Annotated in this window: 19 protein-coding genes; 12 read left to right on the top strand and 7 right to left on the bottom strand. The window is 70.7% G+C overall.

Annotated features, from left to right (window positions below):
* Positions 1-154 precede the first annotated feature (154 nt).
* Entirely contained in the window at positions 155-814 is a 660-nt protein-coding gene (locus AB0H56_RS02335; protein ID WP_357156247.1) for a DUF3105 domain-containing protein, read from the top strand.
* Positions 815-821: 7 nt separating this feature from the next.
* On the opposite strand, the gene AB0H56_RS02330 is transcribed toward AB0H56_RS02335, so the two are convergent.
* Genes AB0H56_RS02330 through AB0H56_RS02320 form a run of 3 tightly spaced genes read right to left on the bottom strand, consistent with a single transcriptional unit; the run spans position 822 to position 3,250 of the window.
* Positions 822-1,247: a PPOX class F420-dependent oxidoreductase gene (locus AB0H56_RS02330; RefSeq protein ID WP_357156246.1), complete on the bottom strand. Its 426-nt coding sequence runs from the start codon at positions 1,245-1,247 to the stop codon at positions 822-824.
* A 57-nt stretch (positions 1,248-1,304) separates the two neighbouring features.
* On the bottom strand, positions 1,305-1,922 hold the full coding sequence (locus AB0H56_RS02325) for a response regulator transcription factor (protein ID WP_357156244.1): 618 nt from the start codon (positions 1,920-1,922) through the stop codon (positions 1,305-1,307).
* Positions 1,919-3,250 (bottom strand): sensor histidine kinase, encoded by a 1,332-nt coding sequence (locus AB0H56_RS02320; RefSeq protein ID WP_357156243.1) that lies wholly within the window; start codon positions 3,248-3,250, stop codon positions 1,919-1,921. Before AB0H56_RS02320 ends, AB0H56_RS02325 begins: the two co-directional genes overlap by 4 nt.
* A gap of 129 nt (positions 3,251-3,379) precedes the next feature.
* Here AB0H56_RS02320 and AB0H56_RS02315 point away from each other — a divergent pair, with 129 nt between their 5' ends.
* From AB0H56_RS02315 to AB0H56_RS02305, 3 genes are all read left to right on the top strand, one after another.
* The gene (locus AB0H56_RS02315; RefSeq protein WP_357156242.1) at positions 3,380-4,432 is read left to right on the top strand and encodes an ABC transporter permease; all 1,053 of its coding nucleotides are present in this window, start codon (positions 3,380-3,382) and stop codon (positions 4,430-4,432) included.
* A gap of 10 nt (positions 4,433-4,442) precedes the next feature.
* Complete coding sequence (locus AB0H56_RS02310) at positions 4,443-5,165, top strand: ABC transporter ATP-binding protein (RefSeq protein WP_357156240.1); 723 nt, start codon at positions 4,443-4,445, stop codon at positions 5,163-5,165.
* A 101-nt stretch (positions 5,166-5,266) separates the two neighbouring features.
* Entirely contained in the window at positions 5,267-5,656 is a 390-nt protein-coding gene (locus tag AB0H56_RS02305; RefSeq protein ID WP_357156239.1) for an NYN domain-containing protein, read from the top strand.
* 30 nt (positions 5,657-5,686) lie between these two features.
* Here the strand turns inward: AB0H56_RS02305 and AB0H56_RS02300 are convergent, their stop codons facing one another.
* From AB0H56_RS02300 to AB0H56_RS02290, 3 genes are all read right to left on the bottom strand, one after another.
* Positions 5,687-6,106, bottom strand: coding sequence for a PIN domain nuclease (locus AB0H56_RS02300; protein WP_357156237.1), 420 nt, complete (start codon positions 6,104-6,106; stop codon positions 5,687-5,689).
* Positions 6,103-6,312, bottom strand: a complete 210-nt coding sequence (locus AB0H56_RS02295) for a type II toxin-antitoxin system VapB family antitoxin (RefSeq protein WP_357156235.1) — start codon at positions 6,310-6,312, stop codon at positions 6,103-6,105. Before AB0H56_RS02295 ends, AB0H56_RS02300 begins: the two co-directional genes overlap by 4 nt.
* Before the next feature lie 97 nt (positions 6,313-6,409).
* The gene (locus AB0H56_RS02290) at positions 6,410-7,123 is read right to left on the bottom strand and encodes a helix-turn-helix domain-containing protein (RefSeq protein WP_357156234.1); all 714 of its coding nucleotides are present in this window, start codon (positions 7,121-7,123) and stop codon (positions 6,410-6,412) included.
* Between the two features lie 79 nt (positions 7,124-7,202).
* Here AB0H56_RS02290 and AB0H56_RS02285 point away from each other — a divergent pair, with 79 nt between their 5' ends.
* The 8 genes from AB0H56_RS02285 to AB0H56_RS02250 all read left to right on the top strand — a co-directional run bounded on the left by AB0H56_RS02285 (position 7,203) and on the right by AB0H56_RS02250 (position 18,124).
* The gene (locus tag AB0H56_RS02285; protein WP_357156233.1) at positions 7,203-8,810 is read left to right on the top strand and encodes a carboxyl transferase domain-containing protein; all 1,608 of its coding nucleotides are present in this window, start codon (positions 7,203-7,205) and stop codon (positions 8,808-8,810) included.
* Between the two features lie 5 nt (positions 8,811-8,815).
* Complete coding sequence (locus AB0H56_RS02280) at positions 8,816-10,867, top strand: biotin carboxylase N-terminal domain-containing protein (RefSeq protein ID WP_357156231.1); 2,052 nt, start codon at positions 8,816-8,818, stop codon at positions 10,865-10,867.
* The gene (locus AB0H56_RS02275) at positions 10,864-12,024 is read left to right on the top strand and encodes an acyl-CoA dehydrogenase family protein (RefSeq protein WP_357156229.1); all 1,161 of its coding nucleotides are present in this window, start codon (positions 10,864-10,866) and stop codon (positions 12,022-12,024) included. The genes AB0H56_RS02280 and AB0H56_RS02275 overlap by 4 nt, the downstream gene beginning before the upstream one ends.
* Positions 12,021-12,497, top strand: coding sequence for a MaoC family dehydratase (locus AB0H56_RS02270; RefSeq protein WP_357156228.1), 477 nt, complete (start codon positions 12,021-12,023; stop codon positions 12,495-12,497). The genes AB0H56_RS02275 and AB0H56_RS02270 overlap by 4 nt, the downstream gene beginning before the upstream one ends.
* 2 nt (positions 12,498-12,499) lie before the next feature.
* Entirely contained in the window at positions 12,500-13,333 is an 834-nt protein-coding gene (locus tag AB0H56_RS02265; protein ID WP_357157814.1) for a CoA ester lyase, read from the top strand.
* A gap of 101 nt (positions 13,334-13,434) precedes the next feature.
* Positions 13,435-15,378 carry an acetoacetate--CoA ligase gene (locus tag AB0H56_RS02260; protein ID WP_357156226.1) on the top strand — a complete coding sequence of 648 codons (1,944 nt, stop codon included), beginning with the start codon at positions 13,435-13,437 and terminating at the stop codon, positions 15,376-15,378.
* Between the two features lie 12 nt (positions 15,379-15,390).
* Positions 15,391-16,614, top strand: a complete 1,224-nt coding sequence (locus AB0H56_RS02255; RefSeq protein ID WP_357156225.1) for a TetR/AcrR family transcriptional regulator — start codon at positions 15,391-15,393, stop codon at positions 16,612-16,614.
* Between the two features lie 85 nt (positions 16,615-16,699).
* A complete protein-coding gene (locus AB0H56_RS02250) occupies positions 16,700-18,124 on the top strand; it encodes a DUF1254 domain-containing protein (protein WP_357156224.1) in 1,425 nt (474 codons plus the stop codon).
* Between the two features lie 5 nt (positions 18,125-18,129).
* Here the strand turns inward: AB0H56_RS02250 and AB0H56_RS02245 are convergent, their stop codons facing one another.
* Positions 18,130-18,957: a hypothetical protein gene (locus AB0H56_RS02245; RefSeq protein ID WP_357156222.1), complete on the bottom strand. Its 828-nt coding sequence runs from the start codon at positions 18,955-18,957 to the stop codon at positions 18,130-18,132.
* Positions 18,958-19,009 lie beyond the last annotated feature (52 nt).

The following is a 19,009-nucleotide window of genomic DNA, read 5'->3' as shown; positions in this document are numbered from 1 at the left end:
CGGGGTGACGGGACGCGGCGCCGAGTAAGTTCGGATCCGTCGGCACGCGGCCGACCCGACGACAGGGGACACGGTGCGCGATCGGGGCACGATACGAGGGGCACGTACCGCCGCAACGGCTTTCGCGGTCGCGGCGCTCGCCGCCGGATGCGCGGTGGGCGACAAGGTCGAGGGCACGGCGACGAGCTCGCTGGACTCGTTCGCCCCGTCCGCCGACAACCAGGACCCGTCCCGCGAGATCCCCGGCGTCAGCATCACCGAGTTCCCGCCCGGTCTGCACGTCACGCGCACCCAGCGGGTCGCCTATCCCACCGTGCCGCCGCTGGGCGGTCCACACGACAGCGCGTGGGCGGCCTGCGACGGCGTCGTGTACGACACCGGTGTCCGCACCGAGAACGTGGTGCACTCGCTGGAACACGGCGCGGTGTGGATCGCCTACGACCCGGACCGGGTCGCCGGTGCCGACCGCGCGGCGCTCGCCGCCCGGGTCCTGGATCGGCCCTACACCCTGATGTCACCGATCCCCGGCATGGCCGACCCGATCTCGCTGCAGGCGTGGGGTCATCAACTGAAGCTCGACAGCGCCGACGACCCGCGGATCGACCAGTTCATCGTCGCGCTGCGCGAAAACCCCTACACCACACCGGAACCGGGCGCGACGTGCTCGAATCCCATCTTCGATCGCCAGAACCCGCCGCCGTACGACCCGAGCGCGCCTGGCCCTGGCGCCGTCGACGGCAGCCCCGGTGCCACGACGATCCCGGACGGCGGCCTTCCCGGTCTCCCCGAGGGCGGCGTTCCCACCCCCAGGTGACCGGGCGCTAGCCGGTCATGTCGAACTGGGCGGTGACCTTGGTCGGCCGGACCCGGACGACGAGCTCGCCCGGCACCCCGTTCCGCTTGCCGAACTCCTCGGCGCGGTCGGCGCCCATGTAGCGGCCGCCGATCTCGGTCGCGGTGCGCACGAGCTCGTCGAGGTCCTCCGACACCGTCACCGTGCCCTGCACGGTGACCAGCCCGTACGGCGGTTCCTCCAGATCGACGCACACCGCGATGCGCGGATCCCGCGCGAACGCCCGCGCCTTGGCCGAGGTCTTACCGGTGTTGAACACCAGCTCCTCCCCTTCGACGATGAACCAGACCGGGGTGATCAGTGGACGGCCGTCGGCGGCGACATAGGCCACCTTGGCCGTGCGCGTGCCGTGGGACAGGAACTCGCGGACCCGGGGATCGGAGAGAGATGCCATGCGGCTCAGCGTAGGCGCGCCCACACCCCGATGCCCGGCCCGAAACGCCAACGCGGGTCAGAGCGCGCCTTGTTCGCGCGCGGTGGCGACGGCCGAGGTTCGGGACTTCACCCCGAGCTTGGCGTAGATGTGCACCAGATGCGATTTCACCGTGGTCTCGCTCAGGAACAACTGTTTGGCGATCTCCCGATTCGACAACCCGGCCGCGACCAGCCGCAGCACCTCGACCTCGCGCGGGCTCAGGGTGGTGTCGGCGCGGCGGACCCTGGTCATCAGTCGCGAGGCGACCGTGGGTGAGAGCACGCTCTCCCCCGCCGCGGCCGCGCGCACGGCGGCGAGCAGTTCGGCGGGCGGGGTGTCCTTGAGCAGGTAGCCGACGGCGCCTGCCTCGATGGCGCCGAGGATGTCGGCGTCGGTGTCGTAGTTGGTGACCACCAGGACGTTCGGTGGGCCCGGCAGCGCGCGCAGGCCCGCGGTGGCCGAGGCGCCCGTGCGGCCCTCGCCGAAGCGCAGGTCCATCAGCACCAGGTCGACGGGGTTGGCCGCGCAGAAGGCCACCGCCGCATCGGCATCAGCGACATCACCGACGACGGTGATGTCCTCGGCCGCCTCGAGCAGGGCACGCAGCCCCGCCCGCACGATGGCGTGGTCGTCGGCGAGCAGCAGCCGGATCACGTGGCCGCGCCCAGCGGGAACGACACGGTGACGGCCGTGTGCCCCGGTTCCGATTCGATCGTCATCCGCCCGCCCTGCTGCTCGACGCGACTGCGCATGGCGGCCAGCCCGAATGCCGCGGAGCGTGGCCTGCGCAGGATCTCGGCATCGATGCCGACGCCGTCGTCGACGATATCGAGGTGCACATCGGTGTCGTCGTAGGTGAGGGTGACCCGCATGCGCGCGGCGCCGGCGTGCTGCACCACATTGGCGACGGCGCTCTGCGCGATCCGCACCAGCGCCGCCTCCATCGGCATCGGCAGCCGCTCCGGTTCGCCCTCCACCAGCAGCTGGGTCGCCAGGGTGGCCGAGCGCGCCCGCTCGCAGATCCGGTCGAGCGCTTCGGCCAGCGACTGCCCGTCCAGCGCGGCGGGCGCCAATTCGTCGATGAGCCTGCGGGTTTCGGCCAGGTCGGCCGCGGCGGTCTCGCGGGCGAGCTGAATCCGGTCCAGCGCGGGGTGATCCGGCGCGGCCTGTTCGGCGGCGTGCAGGAGCAGCTGGATGCTGCTGAGCCCCTGGGCGACGGTGTCGTGGATCTCCTTGGCCAGCCGCTCGCGTTCGGCGAGTTTGCCCGCAGTGCGTTCCCGCTCCGCGAGAACCGCTCTGGTACTGAGTAATTCGTCGATCAGCCGCTCCCGTTCCACCGCCTCGCGATACAGCGCCTGATACCCGAGCCCGATCCCGATGGCCACCGCCGCGCCGAGCACGGGGCCGACCACCGCGCCCACCGACCAGCCGCGATGGGCCGCGAACCCGACCACCCCGACCGCCGTGGCCAGCACGACGGCGACCAGGCTCCACGGCCTCGGCAGCAGGTGCAGATAGACGAAGAACAGGCCGAAGGCGAGATAGACCGCGTCGGGCGTGAGCCCGAGCAGGGCCAGCCACAGCACGGTGAGCGCCGCCAGCCATATCCCGACGAGACGCGAACTCCACACCGGTGCTGGATGATTCGCCGTTGCCTCGCCTCTCCGATCCGGCTTCGCGGTCACGGCACGCGGCCCCTCCGTGCCACCCGATCCCGGCACGGCGGTGCTCGCACGCGCGGCCCGTTCGTCGACGGCGGCCGGAACTCCCGACGCCCGGCGATTTCCCCCGCGCCGAGGCAGTTCGGTCCCCGCGAAGTAGACGATGAGCCAGACCACCGTCAGCCCCACCACGATCGCGCCGTGTCCACCCCCGCCGGGCAGCAGCGAACGCACCGCCACGACCACGGCCAGCACCGTCACCAGCACATGCAGGCCGAGCCGCAGCGTGGTGACGACCGGGGTCAGTAGGGACGAGCGCACCCGACCAGCTTATGTGCGGCTAACGGACCGGCATCCATCGAAAGGTGTAAACGCGGGCCGACCTTGGATGGACCGGAGTTCGTCAGCCGGTGCGATGCCGGGTGGGCCGTGCCCGGCGAGAGTGGAGCCATGTTCGTCGCACTCCGAGATCTGCGGGCCGCCCGCGGGCGGTTCCTGTTGATCACCACGGTCGTCCTGCTGGTCGCGGTGCTGGTCAGTTTCCTCAGCGGACTCACCGCCGGGCTGGCGCATCAGAACATCTCCGCGATCCAGGGCGTGCGCGCCGATCAGGTGGTCTTCGCCGAGACCGGCGCTGATCCGTCCTTCGACTCCTCGGTGCTCACCGAAGAGCAGATCGCGCGGTGGCGGGCGGCGGGCGGGCTCGAGGTCACCCCGATCGGCATCTCGCGGGCCCGCGCCGAACACGCGGGCGCGAGCCCAGAACAGGTCGCGCTGTTCGGCGGCGACCCCTCGGCATTCAGCAATCACCCTGCTACCGCACCGGGCGCGGTGGTGCTCAGCGCCGGGGCCGCGCGCGAGCTGGCCGCGGGCACCGGCGACACCGTCGTGCTCGCCGGGCACGAGTTCACCGTCGCCGATGTCGCCGGTGACGAATGGTACAGCCACACCCCGGTGGTCTGGACGAGCCTGGCGGACTGGCAGGCGGCCAGCCCCCGCGCCGGCGCCGCGACCGTCCTGGCCGTGCTCGGCAACGCCCCGCGTGGCGATCTCGACACCGAAGCGGGCACCCGTACCGTGCCCGCGGGCAAGGCTGTCGAGGCGATCGGCTCCTACCAGGCCGAGAACAGCTCGCTCACCCTGATGACGGTGCTGCTGTTCGCCATTTCCGCGCTGGTGATCGGCGCCTTCTTCACGGTGTGGACGGTGCAGCGGCAGCCGGATATCGCCACCTTGAAGGCACTCGGCGCGACCACCGGTTCGCTGGTGGTCGACGCCTTGGCGCAGGCGGCGATCGTGCTCGTCACCGGTGTCGCGATCGGCCTCGGCATCACCGCGGTGACCTCACTGTTCCTCGGTGACGCCCTGCCGTTCGTGCTCGCGCTCTCCACCACCCTGGTGCCCGCGCTGGCCCTGATCGCGCTCGGTCTCGCCGGTGCGGCGTTCGCGCTGCGCTTCCTGTTCACCACCGATCCGCTGACCGCGCTCGGCGCGACCCGCTGAAGGACTTCCCATGGCGCTCACCCTCACCGATGTCACCCTCACCTACCCCGACGGCTCGGACCGGCTCACCGCGCTCGATCGCGTGAACCTGTCCGTGCCCGCGGGCACGATCGCCGCCGTCACCGGCCCGTCCGGGTCGGGCAAGTCGAGCCTGCTCGCCGTCGCCGCCACTCTGATCCGCCCCGACGCGGGCGCGGTGACCCTCGAAACCGATACGGGCCGAGTCGATCTCGCCACGCTGAGCAAGCGGGCGGCAGCCACTGTCCGGCGCACCACGATGGGCATCGTCTTCCAGCAGCCCAATCTCGTTCCCGCGCTGACCGCGGCCGAACAGCTGGAGGTCACCGCGCACCTGGGCGGTCGGGGTGGGTTCTTCCGATCGCGACCCGAAACCAGATCGCGCGCACGGGAACTGCTCGACGCGGTGGGCCTGCCGTCGCACGCGCACAAGCGCCCGGCGCAGCTCTCCGGCGGCCAGCGCCAACGCGTCAACATCGCCCGCGCCCTGATGAACGATCCCACCCTGCTCGTCGTCGACGAACCGACCAGCGCCCTGGATTCCGAACGCGGCGCCGCGATCATCGACCTCATCACCACCATCGCCCACGACCACCGCGCCGCCACCATCCTGGTCACCCACGACCCCACCCACCTGCACCGCATGGACGCGGTCTACCGGATGACCGACGGCAAGCTGTCCCGCGTGGAAACCCCGGTCGCCACGGAGGTGTGAACGACTCGCGCGCCGCGATATCCGTCGCCGCCGCGTGGCGTGCGCGTCGACACGACAGACCCACCCGCCGCGTCGAGGTGATTACCGAGCAGACTGAACCGATGGGCGAAGCGCAGCGAGTGATCGTGGTCGACGCCGCCAATGTCGTCGGCTCCCGGGCCGACGGCTGGTGGAAGGATCGGGCCGGGGCCGCCCGGCGACTCCTGGCCGAGCTGGCCGACCTGACTGCCCGGCTCCCCGAGTCGACCGCGCTCACCGTCGTCCTGGAGGGCGCCGCCAAACACGCTGTCGACGGCACCGAACCGAGCACCCCGCGCATGACGGTCGTCCTGGCCGAACGCTCCGGCGACGACGCGATCGTCGAGGTGGTGGCCGCCGCGCCCACCGACGACATCACCGTCGTCACCGCCGACCGCGAACTCCGCTCCCGAGTCGAAGCCCACGGCGCCGCGACCGTCGGGCCCACGTGGCTCCGAGACCAGCTCGGGTAAAGGTCGACCTGCTCACGGCCGGCGAACAACTCAGGGAACTGTTCCCGGTGACGCGATCCATTGCGTCGGCTGGCCGGTTGCTTTCGCGACCGTTTCGAAGTCACGGTCGTAGTGCAGGACCGTGAGCCGGTTCGCCTCCGCGGTGCCCGCGATCACCAAGTCGGCCACACCGGCGCTGCGATGATGACCTTGTTCGGTGAGCAGTAGCTGAACCTGATGCGCGCGCGTCCACACCCCGTCCGGCGTCGGGACCCAGGCGAACAAGTCGTCCAGCAGCTCCTTCTTCCGCCTTCGGTCGGCCAGCGAGGTCGCCGTGAACAACAGTTCCAGCTCGACGGCGTCACACACGGCGATGACGCCCGCCGTCACCGTCTCCTGCCAGGCCCGCCGGACGCCGGGATTCGCCAGCAGCCGAGCGGCGGCCGATGTGTCGATCAGATAGCTGATCACCGCCGATAGTTGCTCTTGTCCAGCAGGACGTCGAAGTCACCCTGCTCAGCCATCTCCGCGAGACCATTCAGCGCCTTGACGCGCTTGAGCCGACGCGACACCTCCGCGAGCGCGGCGTTGACCGTGTCTTTCTTGGTCGATGTCCCAAGAAGTCGCTGGGCCTCGGCCAGCGCCTCGTCATCGACGTCGATCATGAGCTTGGACATCGACACTCCATCTATACTGTATATCTAGATCGTATAGATGAACTATAACACCCGAACGAGAGGGCCACCAGAGGGTACGTTCGACCCGGACGGCTCGTCAGCGACGCTGATCGTCTATCAGATCGGAGACAGTGCCGCTGGTACGAATGGGTTCCGACGCAGGCTGTTTAGACATGCGGGCACGAGTCCTCCGCGACGGCGTCTGCGCCAGTGCCGCCAATGCCATCCGACGCAGGACCGGCCGGGCTTTGCTGGCGCTCGCCGGCGTCGCGCTGTGCGGGGTGGAGTTGATCAGCCCGAAGGCCGCGTGCGCCTGGATCCGAGCGGTCTCCTCAGCCAGCCCGGGATGCACCTCCCGCAGCACCTGGACCCAGATCTCGACGTACTGGCGCTGGGTGCGACGCAGGGTGCGGCGGTCGGTTGCGGGGACGTTGTCGAGGTCGCGGTCCTGGATGCGGATGAGTTCGGGGTCGGCGAAGGCGAAGTCGAGGTGGAAGTCCACCAGGCCCTCGAGCGCTTCCTCGGCGGAGCGCGCCGCGGCCACGACCGCGCGGCCGCCTGCGAGCAGCCGCTCACTGACGCCGACCAGCAGTTCGACCAGCAGCGCCTCCTTGTTCGCGAAGTGCCGGTAGACGGCGGGGCCGCTGATGCCGACGGCGGCGCCGAGGTCGTCGAGGCGGACGCCGAAGAATCCGCGGTCGGCGATCAGCCGGGCGCCCGCGTCGAGCAACTGCTCGCGACGCTGGGCTTTCAACGCTTCCCGGCGGGTCACCGGGGCGGGTTCGACCGTGGCCACCTCGACTCCTTTCATCCGGGTCTGGACAACTCGGTTAGTCAAGATTAACCTGAATTCCAGTTATTGGCGATTAACCGGATGGCAGGATGGCGTGATGACGGTTACGCACGACCTCGACAACGACACCGCGGCCGCGACGACCAACCGGGCCGCGCACGAGGCGCTGGTCGGCGAGCTGCGACAGCGGCTGGCGACCACGGCCCTCGGCGGTCCGCAGAAGGCGCGCGAACGGCACGTGGCCAGGGGCAAGCTGCTGCCGCGCGAGCGGGTCGACCAGTTGCTCGACCCCGGCAGTCCCTTCCTCGAACTGTCCGCGCTGGCTGGCAACGGCATGTACGGCGACGAGTGCCCCGGCGCGGGCGTGATCGCGGGCATCGGCCGCATCGCGGGCCGCGAGTGCCTGGTGCTGGCCAACGACGCGACGGTCAAGGGCGGCACCTACTACCCGATCTCGGTGAAGAAGCACCTGCGCGCCCAGGAAGTGGCCGCGCAGAACAACCTGCCCTGCGTGTACCTGGTGGACTCCGGCGGCGCCTTCCTGCCGCACCAGGACGAGGTGTTCCCCGATCGCGAGCACTTCGGCCGCATCTTCTACAACCAGGCGAACATGAGCGCCAAGGGCATCGCCCAGATCGCGGCGGTGATGGGCTCGTGCACCGCGGGCGGCGCGTACGTGCCCGCGATGGCCGACGAGGCCGTCATCGTGCGCGACCAGGGCACCATCTTCCTCGGCGGTCCGCCGCTGGTGAAGGCGGCGACCGGTGAGGTCGTCACGGCCGAGGAACTCGGCGGCGGCCTGCTGCACTCGCGCACCTCCGGCGTCACCGACCACCTCGCCGAGGACGATCGCGACGCGCTGCGCATCGTCCGCGAGATCGTCGGCACCCTCGGCCCACGCCCCGAGGCGCCGTGGGAGGTACTGCCGAGCACGCCGCCCGCCAAGCCGGAGGACGAGCTCTACGACGTGGTCCCGGTCGACCCGCGCACCCCCTACGACGTGCGCGAGGTGATCGACCGGATCGTCGACGGCGAGGCGGGCTTCCACGAATTCAAGGCCGAGTACGGCAAGACCCTGGTCACCGGGTTCGCCCGCATCCACGGGCATCCGGTCGGCATCGTCGCCAACAACGGCGTGCTGTTCGCCGAATCCGCCATGAAGGGCGCGCATTTCATCGAACTGTGCGACAAGCGCAAGATCCCGCTGCTGTTCCTGCAGAACATCACCGGCTTCATGGTCGGGCGCGACTACGAGGCGGGCGGCATCGCCAAGCACGGCGCCAAGATGGTCACCGCGGTGGCCTGCGCCCGGGTGCCGAAGTTGACCGTGGTGATCGGCGGCTCCTACGGCGCGGGCAACTACTCCATGTGCGGGCGCGCGTATTCGCCGCGCTTCCTGTGGATGTGGCCGAACGCGCGGATCTCGGTGATGGGCGGCGAGCAGGCGGCCTCGGTGCTGGCGACCGTGCGCGGCGATCAGCTCGACAGCGCGGGTAAGCCGTGGTCGGCGGAGGACCAGGAGGCCTTCAAGGCCCCGATCCGCGAACAGTACGAGACCCAGGGCAACCCGTACTACGCGACCGCGCGGATCTGGGACGACGGCGTCATCGCGCCCACCGACACCAGAACCGCGCTCGGACTTGCCCTCTCGGTGTGCGCCCAGGCGCCGCTCGAGCCCGTTTCCTACGGCGTCTTCCGGATGTGAGCGACATGCTGAACAAATCCCACCCCGTCGACTTCGACACCGTCCTGGTCGCCAATCGCGGCGAGATCGCGGTGCGGGTCATCAAGACCTTGCGCGCCATGGGCATTCGCTCCGTCGCGGTGTACAGCGACGCCGACGCGAACGCCCGCCACGTGCGCGAGGCCGATGTGGCCGTGCGCCTCGGCCCGGCGCCCGCGCGCGAGAGCTACCTGTCGATCGAGAAGGTCGTCGACGCGGCGGTGCGTTCCGGCGCCAAGGCCGTGCATCCGGGTTACGGCTTCCTGTCGGAGAATTCGGCCTTCGCCGCCGCCCTGGCCGACGCTGGCATCGTATTCCTCGGCCCGCCGGCCAAGGCGATCGAGGTGATGGGTGACAAGATCACCGCGAAGAAGACCGTCACCGCGTTCGGGGTGCCGGTGGTGCCCGGCATCGCCGAGCCCGGCCTCACCGACGACCAATTGATCGACGCGGCAGCCGAAGTCGGCTACCCGGTGCTGGTGAAGCCGTCGGCCGGTGGCGGCGGCAAGGGCATGCGCCGGGTCGACCGGCCCGAGGATCTGCCCGCCGCCCTGGTCTCCGCGCGCCGCGAGGCCGCGGCCGCCTTCGGCGACGACACCCTGTTCCTGGAACGCTTCGTCACCCGGCCGCGCCACATCGAGGTGCAGGTCCTGGCCGACAAGTACGGCAATGTGGTGCACCTCGGCGAGCGCGAATGCAGCTTGCAGCGCAGGCATCAGAAGGTGATCGAGGAGGCCCCCTCGCCGCTGCTCGACGCCGCGACCAGGGCCAGGATCGGCACCGCCGCCTGCAACACCGCGCGCAGCGTCGACTACGTGGGCGCGGGCACGGTGGAGTTCATCGTCTCCGCCGACCGGCCCGACGAGTTCTTCTTCATGGAGATGAACACCCGGCTGCAGGTGGAGCATCCGGTGACCGAGATGGTCACCGGCGTCGACCTGGTGGAATGCCAGGTGCGGGTGGCCGCGGGTCAGAAGCTGGCCCGCGGCCAGGAGGAGATCCACCTGGTCGGCCACGCGATCGAGGCCCGCGTCTACGCCGAGGATCCGGGGCGCGGATTCCTGCCCACCGGCGGCACCGTGCTGGCCCTGTCGGAGCCGGAAGGCGAAGGCATCCGGGTGGATTCGGGCCTCGCGGCGGGCACGGTGGTCGGCAGCGACTACGACCCGATGCTGTCGAAGGTGATCGCCCGCGGCACCACCCGCGCCGACGCGCTGGCCGCGCTCGATCGCGCGCTGGAACAGACCGTGCTGCTCGGCGTCACCAGCAATATCGAGTTCCTGCGCTTCCTGCTCGCCGACGACGACGTGCAGGCGGGCCGCCTGGACACCGCCCTGCTCGACCGCCGCGTCGGCGACTTCGTCCCCGCCGCCGTCACCGACGAGGACTTCATCGCCGCCGCCACCTACCACTGGCTGCGGCGCTGGCCCGCGACCGGCGGCGACCCCTGGTCGATCCCCTCGGGCTGGCGGCTCGGCAGCCCGGCACCGACCGCCCTGCGCCTCGCGGCGGGCGAGCAGGTGCGGCACGTCTTCATCACGGGCACACCGGAATCCGCGACCGTGTGGCTGGCCGACGAGACCGAGTCGCCGGAGCCGAGCACGCTCACGGCCACCCTGCTCGACGACGGCCTCGCCGTCACCGTCGACGGCCTGCGCCGCGTGCTGCGCGTGGCCGAGGCCGACGGTCAGCTGTGGATCAGCGGCGACGGCCGCCTCGCCGTGCTGCGCGAACTCGCCGAGGCGAGCGTGCGTGGCGACGCCGCCCACGTCGGCGATGCCGAGATCCGCAGTCCCATGCCGGGTTCGGTGATCGCCGCGCCGGTCACCGTCGGCGCGACCGTCGAGGTCGGCGACCCGGTGATCGTCATCGAGGCCATGAAGATGGAGCACACGCTCACCGCTCCCGTCGCGGGCACCGTCGAGGTGCTGGCGCAACCGGGTGCGCAGGTGACGCTGGACCAGGTGCTGGTCCGCGTCGTCGCCCATCCCACCGACACCGCCGCCGCGGCGACCGAACGCGAAGGAATCCCCGCATGACCGACTACCTGTCCACCGGCTCGCTGCCGGAGGAATACCGCCAGCTGGCCTTGACCGTGCGCGATTTCGCCCAGCAGGTCGTCGCGCCGGTGTCGGCGAAACACGATGCCGAGCACAGCTTCCCGTACGAGGTCGTCGCGGGTATGGCCGACATGGGCCTGTTCGGGCTGCCGTTTCCGGAGGAGTTCGGCGGCATGGGCGGCGACTACTTCGCCCTGTGCCTGGCGCTCGAGGAGCTCGGCAAGGTCGACCAGAGCGTGGCCATCACCCTGGAGGCCGGTGTCTCGCTGGGCGCCATGCCGATCTACCGCTTCGGCGACGACAAGCAGAAGAACGAGTGGCTGCCCCAGCTCACCAGCGGGCGCGCGCTGGCGGGCTTCGGCCTCACCGAACCCGACGCAGGCAGCGACGCGGGCGGCACCCGCACCACCGCGGTCGAGGACGGCGAGAGCTGGGTGATCAACGGCGCCAAGCAGTTCATCACCAACTCCGGCACCGACATCACCCGGCTGGTCACCGTCACGGCGGTGACCGGGCAGACCGGCGGCAAGAAGGAGATCTCCACCATCCTGGTACCGACCTCCACCCCCGGTTTCGTCGCCGAACCTGCCTACAACAAGGTCGGCTGGAACGCCTCCGACACCCATCCGCTCAGCTTCACCGACGTGCGGGTGCCCAAGGAGAACCTGCTCGGCGAGCGTGGCCGCGGCTACGCCAACTTCCTGCGCATCCTCGACGAGGGCCGCATCGCCATCGCCGCGCTCGCGGTGGGCGCCGCACAGGGCTGTGTGGACGAGAGCGTGCGCTACGCCAACGAGCGGCAGGCGTTCGGGCAGGCCATCGGCCGCAATCAGGCCATCGCGTTCAAGATCGCCAGGATGGAGGCGCGCGCCCACGTCGCCCGGACCGCCTACTACGACGCCGCCGCGCTGATGCTGGCGGGCAAGCCGTTCAAGAAGGCCGCCTCCATCGCCAAGATGGTCGCCAGCGAGGCCGCGATGGACAACGCGCGCGACGCCACCCAGATCTTCGGCGGCAACGGCTTCATGAACGAATACCCGGTGTCCAGGCACTACCGTGACAGCAAGATCCTGGAAATCGGTGAGGGCACGACGGAGGTGCAGCTGATGCTGATCGCTAGGGAGCTGGGTCTGTGACCGAACGCAGAGTCGTCCAGCGTGGCTTGTGGTTCGAGGAGTTCGAGATCGGCACGATCTACGAGCACCGGCCCGGCCGTACCATCACCGAGGCCGACAACGTCCTGTTCACCACGCTGACCATGAACACCCAGGCACTGCACCTGGACGCGCACTTCGCCGACGCGCAGCCGCCGTTCAACCAGCGGCTGGTGAACTCGATGTTCACGCTGTCGACGCTGATCGGGCTCTCGGTCGCCCAGCTCACCCAGGGCACGCTGGTCGCCAATCTCGGCTTCTCCGAGATGTCGCTGCCCGCGCCGCTGTTCCACGGCGACACGATGTACGCCGAAACGCTGGTCACCGACAAGCGCGAGTCCAAGAGCCGCCCCGGCGAGGGCATCGTCAGCCTGACCCACACCGCCCGCAACCAGGACGGCGTGATCGTGGCGAAGGCGGTCCGCCAGACGCTGGTCAGGAAGGCGCCCGCATGACGATGACCGGAGACAGCGCCACGCCGTGGGAGCCGACCGGACCGGCCTGGCTGTTCTGCCCGGCCGACCGCCCGGAGCGCTTCGCCAAGGCCGCCGCCGTGGCCGACGTGGTGATCCTCGACCTCGAGGACGGCGTCGCCGCGGGCGACAAGGCCGCGGCGCGCGAGGCGCTGATCGAGACCCCGCTCGACCCACGGCACACCGTGGTGCGGGTGAACGCGGTCGAGACCGAGGAGTACGCGGCCGATCTCACCGCCCTCGCGCGGACCGCCTATCGCCGGGTGATGCTGCCCAAATGCGAATCGGCCGAACAGGTTCGCAGCCTCGCGGGCTACGAGGTGATCGTGCTGGTCGAGTCGCCGCTCGGCGCGGTGCGGGTGGCCGAGTCGGTCGCCGCCGAGAACGCCATCGGCGTCATGTGGGGCGCCGAGGACCTGGTCGCAGGGCTCGGCGGCAACTCCAGCAGGCACGCCGACGGCGGCTACCGCGATGTCGCCAGGCACGTGCGCTCGACGAGTCTGCTGGCGGCCAAGGCCTTCGGCCGGTTCGCCCTGGATTCGGTGTTCCTCGACATCAAGAATCTGGAGGGGCTGGCGGTGGAGACCCTGGACGCGGTGGCCGTCGGCTTCGACGCCAAGGTCGCCATCCACCCGAGCCAGGTGGCCGTCATCCGTGAGGCCTACGCGCCCGATCCCGACGAGATCGGTTGGGCGCGAAGGGTGCTCGCCGAGGTGCCGAACCACCGGGGCGTGTTCGCGTTCGAGGGCCGCATGGTCGACGCGCCGGTGCTGCGGCACGCGGAGCGGATCGTCCGCCGGGCCGAGCTGTCCGGCTGAGCACCGCCCCGATGCGTGGGCCGAGTACCGCTCGCGCACCGGGGTAATCATCTCCCCGGGCAGTTCCGGCCCGCGCAACCCCAGTACGAGGAGGACCTCCGGTGCAACCGCAATGGGAACCGACCGCCCAGGACATCGCGTCGGCACGGATCACCGACTTCGCCGCCTTCGTCAGCGGACGGACCGGCCAGGAGTATCCCGACTACCAGGCGCTGTGGCAGTGGTCGGTCGACGACATCGCCGCGTTCTGGCAGGCGCTGTGGGAGTACTTCGAGCTGGGTCCGATCGCCGACGGCGTGCTCGGCGATCGATCGATGCCGGGTGCGCAGTGGTTCCCCGGAACCCGCCTGAACTATGTCGACCAGATCATCCGGCAGGCGCGGCCCGATCGGCCCGCCGTCATCGCGCTGGGCGAGGACGCCGAGCCGCGGGAGATCTCCTGGGCCGAATTGATCGAGCAGGTCGGCGCTTTCGCGGCCACGCTGCGCGCACAGGGCGTGGAGGCGGGCGACCGGGTGATCGGCTATCTGCCCAACATCCCCGAGGCCATCGTCGCCTTCCTCGCCACGGCGAGCATCGGCGCGGTATGGAGCGCCTGCGGGCAGGACTACTCGGCCAAGGCGGCGCTGGACCGGCTCGGTCAGCTCGAACCCGCCGTGCTGGTCACCGCCGACGGCTACCGGTTCGGCGGCAAGGAGCACGACAAGCGCGCCGACATCGCCGCGCTGCGCGAGGGGCTGCCCGGGCTGCGCGCGACCGTCGTCGTCGCGCAGCTGGGTCTCGAGGTACCCGAGAGCCTGGCGTGGTCGGACGCCGTGGGCGATCCGGGGCTCGGCATCATCGACACCACCTCGGTCGAGTTCGATCATCCGCTGTGGATCGTGTTCTCCTCCGGCACCACCGGGCTGCCCAAGGGCATCGTGCACGGGCACGGCGGCGTGCTGCTCGAGCATCTGAAAGCCGTTGCGCTGCAGTCCGATATCGGACCCGAGGACACCTTCTTCTGGTACACCAGCCCGAGCTGGATGATGTGGAACTTCCAGGTCGCGGGCCTGCTGACGGGCGCCACGATCGTCACCTACGACGGCAGCCCGACCGCGGGCGGCCCGGACGCGCTGTGGCGCCTGGCCGCCCAGGTACGCGCCACCGTCCTCGGCACCAGTCCCGGCTACGTGCTCGGGTGCGTCAAGGCCGGTTCGGTGCCGCGCGCCGAGCACGATCTGTCGGCCCTGCGCACCGTCGGCATCACCGGCTCGGCGCTGCCGGTGTCGAGCGCGCTGTGGCTGAACGAGAACGCGGGCGAGCACGTGCAGGTGAGCTCGATCAGCGGTGGCACCGATGTGGTGTCGGCGTTCATCGGCGGCGTGCCGACCGTCCCCGTCTGGCCGGGCGAGCTGTCCGCGCCATACCTCGGGGTCTCCCTCGACGCCTACGACGAGCAGGGCCGGGGGGTGCGCGGCGAAGTGGGCGAACTGGTGGTGACCCAGCCGATGCCGTCGATGCCCGTCAGCTTCTGGCGCGACGAGGACGGAAAGCGCTACCACGACGCCTATTTCGACACCTACCCCGGCGTGTGGCGCCACGGTGACTGGATCACCCGCACCGAGCGCGGCAGCGTCGTGGTGCACGGACGCTCCGATTCCACCCTCAACCGGCACGGCATCCGGATGGGCAGCGCCGACATCTACCAGGTGGTCGAGCAGTTCCCGGAGATCGCCGAGGCCCTGGTGATCGGCGCCGAACAGCCCGACGGCGGATACTGGATGCCGCTGTTCGTCGTCCTCGCCCCCGGCGCGGAACTCACCGACGACCTGAAGACCCGCATCGGCACCGCGATTCGCACCGAGGTCTCCCCGCGCCACGTCCCCGACGAGATCCGCGAGGCCCCCGGCATTCCGCACACCCGCACCGGCAAGAAGCTGGAAGTCCCGATCAAGAAGCTCTTCCAGGGCGCCGACCCCGCCCGCGTCGTCGAACGCAGCGCCGTCGACGACCCGGCCCTGCTCGACTGGTATGCCCGGATCACCCCGACCGACAAGGGCTAATACACTTCGGGCATGAATGTCGGCGAGTCTCGTGGAGCACGTGGATCGGTTGTCGGCGCGAAGGACGGTGTGCGGCGGCGGCCGAAGAATCGGCGTGCGCAGATCGCGGCCACCTCGGCGATGGCGTTCGGCGCCGCCGGATATCACGGAGTGAGCATGGAGGACATCGCCGCCGGGCTGGGGATCAGCTCGGCGGCGCTGTACCGGCACTATCCGAGCAAGTACGCGCTGTTCCGGGAGGAGCTGCTGCGGGTCGGCGAGGCGTTCACGGCCTCGGTGTCGGTCTCGGCCGAGGCGACGCCCGCCGCGGCGGACCGGTTGCGCCACATGCTGACCGGGCTGATCGGCGCGACCGTGGAGAACCGCGCCACCGTCACCCTGGTGCGCTGGGAGGGCCGCTACCTCGAGGCCGCCGACCGGCAGGTGCTCGACGAGCAGCGCACCGCGGTCCTCGCCGCGCTCGACACACAACTGGCGGTCCTGCGCCCCGAGCTCACCGCGGCCGATCTGCGGGTGCTCTCCACAGCCATGTTCGGCGTGATCACCAGCATCGCCGATCACCACGCGGCGCTGCCCGCTCGCACGCTGACCAGGCTGCTCAGCGCGGCCTGTTTCGCGCTCGCCGAGCCCGGATTGCCGCCCGCGGCAACGGCTTCCGAACAGCCGACCAAGGTCGAGATCCCGGAGTCGTTCAAACACGAACTGCTGCTGCGCAAAGCGGTGGAGCTGTTCCACGAGCGCGGCTACCCGAACGTCAGCGTGGAGGACATCGCCTCGGCGGCCGGGTTGTCGGCGGCCTCGGCGGTGTACCGCTTCTATCGCGGCAAGAGCGACATCCTCGCCGCCGCCTTCCGACGCGCGGCCGACCGCGTCTCCGGCGCGATCGGTCCCGCCGTCGCCGGCACTGCCGACAGCAGCGCCGCGCTGGACGTGCTGATCGACCAGTTCGTCACCGACACCTTCGACGAACGCGCACTCGCCGTCGTCTACTACGCCGAATTCGGGCACGTGCCCGCCGAGGAACGCGCGGTGCTGCGCAACATCCAGCGCCTCAGCGTCCAGGAATGGGCCCGCCTCGTTCGCGAGGTCCGCCCCGCCCTCTCCCCCGCTGAGGCCCGCTTCCTCGTGCACGCCGCCTTCGCCATGATCATCGACCTCGGCCAGGCCTTCCCCGCCGACCCCCGCGCCTCCCGAGCCAGAGCCACCCACCTCATGCACCGAGCCCTCCTCGGCTGAGCTGCGGATTTCACCCGTGGTGTGTGAGGGCGGGTGGTGGGGGCGGGGTTAGCTTGGCTGTTCGGGCCTTCGGATGGAGGGGTGCGTGGATGGTCGTGCGGGTGATGTCGGTGGGCTGAGTCGGCGGCGCGTGCTCGGGCTCGGCGTGGCCGCCGGGGTGGGGGCGTTGCTGCCGGGGTGCGGCGGTGGGGAGCCGCTGCCGTCGCCGGCGCGCACGACCGGGCCGCCGGATCGGATCGCGCTCGCCGCCGAGGCCTACGTCTTCGGTTACCCGATGATCATGCTGGACATGATGCGGGCCGCCAGCGCGCCGACCAACACCTTCGACCACAGCGTGCTGCCCGATCCGCTGGATCGCGGGGTGGCCAGGCTCGGCCACGACATGGTGTATTCCCAGGCCTGGCTCGACCTGTCCGACCAGCCGCTGGTGCTGCAACTGCCCGGCATGGAGCCCGACCGGTTCTGGCTGTTCCAGCTGCTGGACGGGTGGGGCGACACCGTGCACGACCTGTCCCGCGAGCAGCCGCGCACCACCGTCGACGCCGAGGGCCCGCCCTACACCTACGTGCTCGTCGGCCCGGACTGGACCGGCTCGGTGCCGCCGCACACCACCCAGCTGCACATGCCGTCGAACATGGCCACGATCCTCGGCCGCATCCAGATCAACGGCGCGGCGGACGGGCCGCGGGTCAACCACTGGCAGGAGCGGATCCGGCTGATCCCCGCCGACGCGTGGCAGCGCCGCGAATACGACGGGACGGTCAGCCGGGTCCATCAGATCGATCGGGGCAACGAACCGCCGGTGAAGCGGATCGCCGCCCTCGACGGTCGCACCTATCTGGACCGGCTGTGCAGGCTGATGGTCACCGACTCCCCCGCCGCGGCGGACGAACCGCTGATGGAGCGACTCGCCCAGATCGGCGTGCGGCCCGGCGGGAACGTCGACACCCTGTCGATGGACGTGCTCGACGAAGCGGTCCGCCGGGCGCGTCGACAGATCGCGGAATGGACGGACCCGACGGCCCGGCATGTCAACGGCTGGGAGATCCCGGTCGACCGCGGCACCAGCGGCACCGACTACCTGCGCCGCGCCGCGACCGCGATGCGCTCGCCCGGCCAGGCCCCGATCCACGACATCCTCTACGCCGAACTCTGGGCCCCGACCACCGACGACACCGGCCGCCCCCTGGCCTATCGCATCCGCTTCGACCCGGGCCAGTGGCCGCCCACCGATGCCTTCGCCTCCCTCACCGCCTACGACCCGGACGGCTTCCTCGTCCGCAACTCCGCCGAGATCTACACCGTCGGCCACGCCCCACCGCCGGTTCCCGGCCCGGACGGCGCGGTGGACATCGTGCTCCAGCACGAGGACCCGCGCCCCGCCGTCCCCACCGGCAACTGGCTGCCGGTCCCGGCCACCGGCGACTTCTCCCTCACGCTCCGCCTCTACGCGCCCACCCAGCGGGCGATCGACGGTGACTGGCAACCGCCGCCGATGACCGCCCGCTGACGCCGTCAGCCGATGGTCGCGCCGGCCGGGACGGACTCGGCCGGGACCGTGAACACCGCGACGTAGTGGTCGGGTTTCACGCAGACCACCGGTTCGGTCGCGGTCAGCACCGGCTCCATCCGCTCCGGCGACAGCACCAGGTAGGCGCCGTCGTTGTGACAGCCGAGCAGGACGAAGGCGAAGGCGCGATCGGCGGTGGCGCGGCTGCGCACGGCCGAGCGCACCCGGTCGGCGGCGACGGGCTCGAATCCGGCGAGGAAGGCGGCGAGCTGGTCCGGTTGGGAGACCTCCATGCCGCGTGCGGGCTGGTCGGGGACCGCGGCGAAATGGGCGCGGGTGGCGGGCCCGGGTGGGTCGGGACGCATCCCGCCGAGGCGGGTTTCCGGGGGGACCTCGGCCTTCGGGAGGGCGAAGACGGCGAGGATCTCCCAGGGCGCGGCGCATTCCTCGGGCGGGTTGTCGGCGCCGGTGAGGCGGACGGAGTAGTCGGTGTTGCCGGTGGTGGTCAGCTTCGCGCCGTCACCGGGCGCGCAGCCCGCGCCCCAGGCGAAGGCGATCAGGGCCTCGGCCGTGAAGTCGCGGACGGAGAGGGTTTCGGTGATGTCGTCGGCGGTGTCCTCGTCGAAGAAGCGACCGGCGAACTGGGTGACATCGGCGCGCGAACGCAGCACGGTGCGGACCGACGGGAACCCGCGGTCGGCGGCGAACAACACCTGCTCCGCGTGTGGCACATCGTGGGCGGCCTTGCCGCGGCGCGGCGGATCGAAGACGTCGATCGAGCGGAGGACGGAACTCAGGAACGCGCCGATGACCAGTCCGAGGACGAGAGCCACCGCGATTCCCACCCGAGCACGCGTGACGGTCCGCATACCCCAATGTACGGCG

Origin of the sequence: Nocardia sp. NPDC050717 (genome assembly GCF_040654275.1) — a bacterium.
GTDB lineage: Bacteria > Actinomycetota > Actinomycetes > Mycobacteriales > Mycobacteriaceae > Nocardia.
The sequence above is the reverse complement of the archived record's forward strand: the minus strand, read 5'-3'. Positions and strand labels throughout refer to the sequence as shown.

Excerpts from the sequence above, each read along its gene's own strand:
- AB0H56_RS02330 (WP_357156246.1), bottom strand. The coding sequence starts at position 1,247 with ATGGCATCTCTCTCCGATCCCCGGGTCCGCGAGTTCCTGTCCCACGGC.
- AB0H56_RS02290 (WP_357156234.1), bottom strand. The coding sequence starts at position 7,123 with ATGAAAGGAGTCGAGGTGGCCACGGTCGAACCCGCCCCGGTGACCCGC.
- AB0H56_RS02305 (WP_357156239.1), top strand. The coding sequence starts at position 5,267 with ATGGGCGAAGCGCAGCGAGTGATCGTGGTCGACGCCGCCAATGTCGTC.
- AB0H56_RS02285 (WP_357156233.1), top strand. The coding sequence starts at position 7,203 with ATGACGGTTACGCACGACCTCGACAACGACACCGCGGCCGCGACGACC.
- AB0H56_RS02315 (WP_357156242.1), top strand. The coding sequence starts at position 3,380 with ATGTTCGTCGCACTCCGAGATCTGCGGGCCGCCCGCGGGCGGTTCCTG.
- AB0H56_RS02255 (WP_357156225.1), top strand. The coding sequence starts at position 15,391 with ATGAATGTCGGCGAGTCTCGTGGAGCACGTGGATCGGTTGTCGGCGCG.
- AB0H56_RS02280 (WP_357156231.1), top strand. The coding sequence starts at position 8,816 with ATGCTGAACAAATCCCACCCCGTCGACTTCGACACCGTCCTGGTCGCC.
- AB0H56_RS02275 (WP_357156229.1), top strand. The coding sequence starts at position 10,864 with ATGACCGACTACCTGTCCACCGGCTCGCTGCCGGAGGAATACCGCCAG.
- AB0H56_RS02295 (WP_357156235.1), bottom strand. The coding sequence starts at position 6,312 with ATGTCCAAGCTCATGATCGACGTCGATGACGAGGCGCTGGCCGAGGCC.
- AB0H56_RS02310 (WP_357156240.1), top strand. The coding sequence starts at position 4,443 with ATGGCGCTCACCCTCACCGATGTCACCCTCACCTACCCCGACGGCTCG.
- AB0H56_RS02265 (WP_357157814.1), top strand. The coding sequence starts at position 12,500 with ATGACCGGAGACAGCGCCACGCCGTGGGAGCCGACCGGACCGGCCTGG.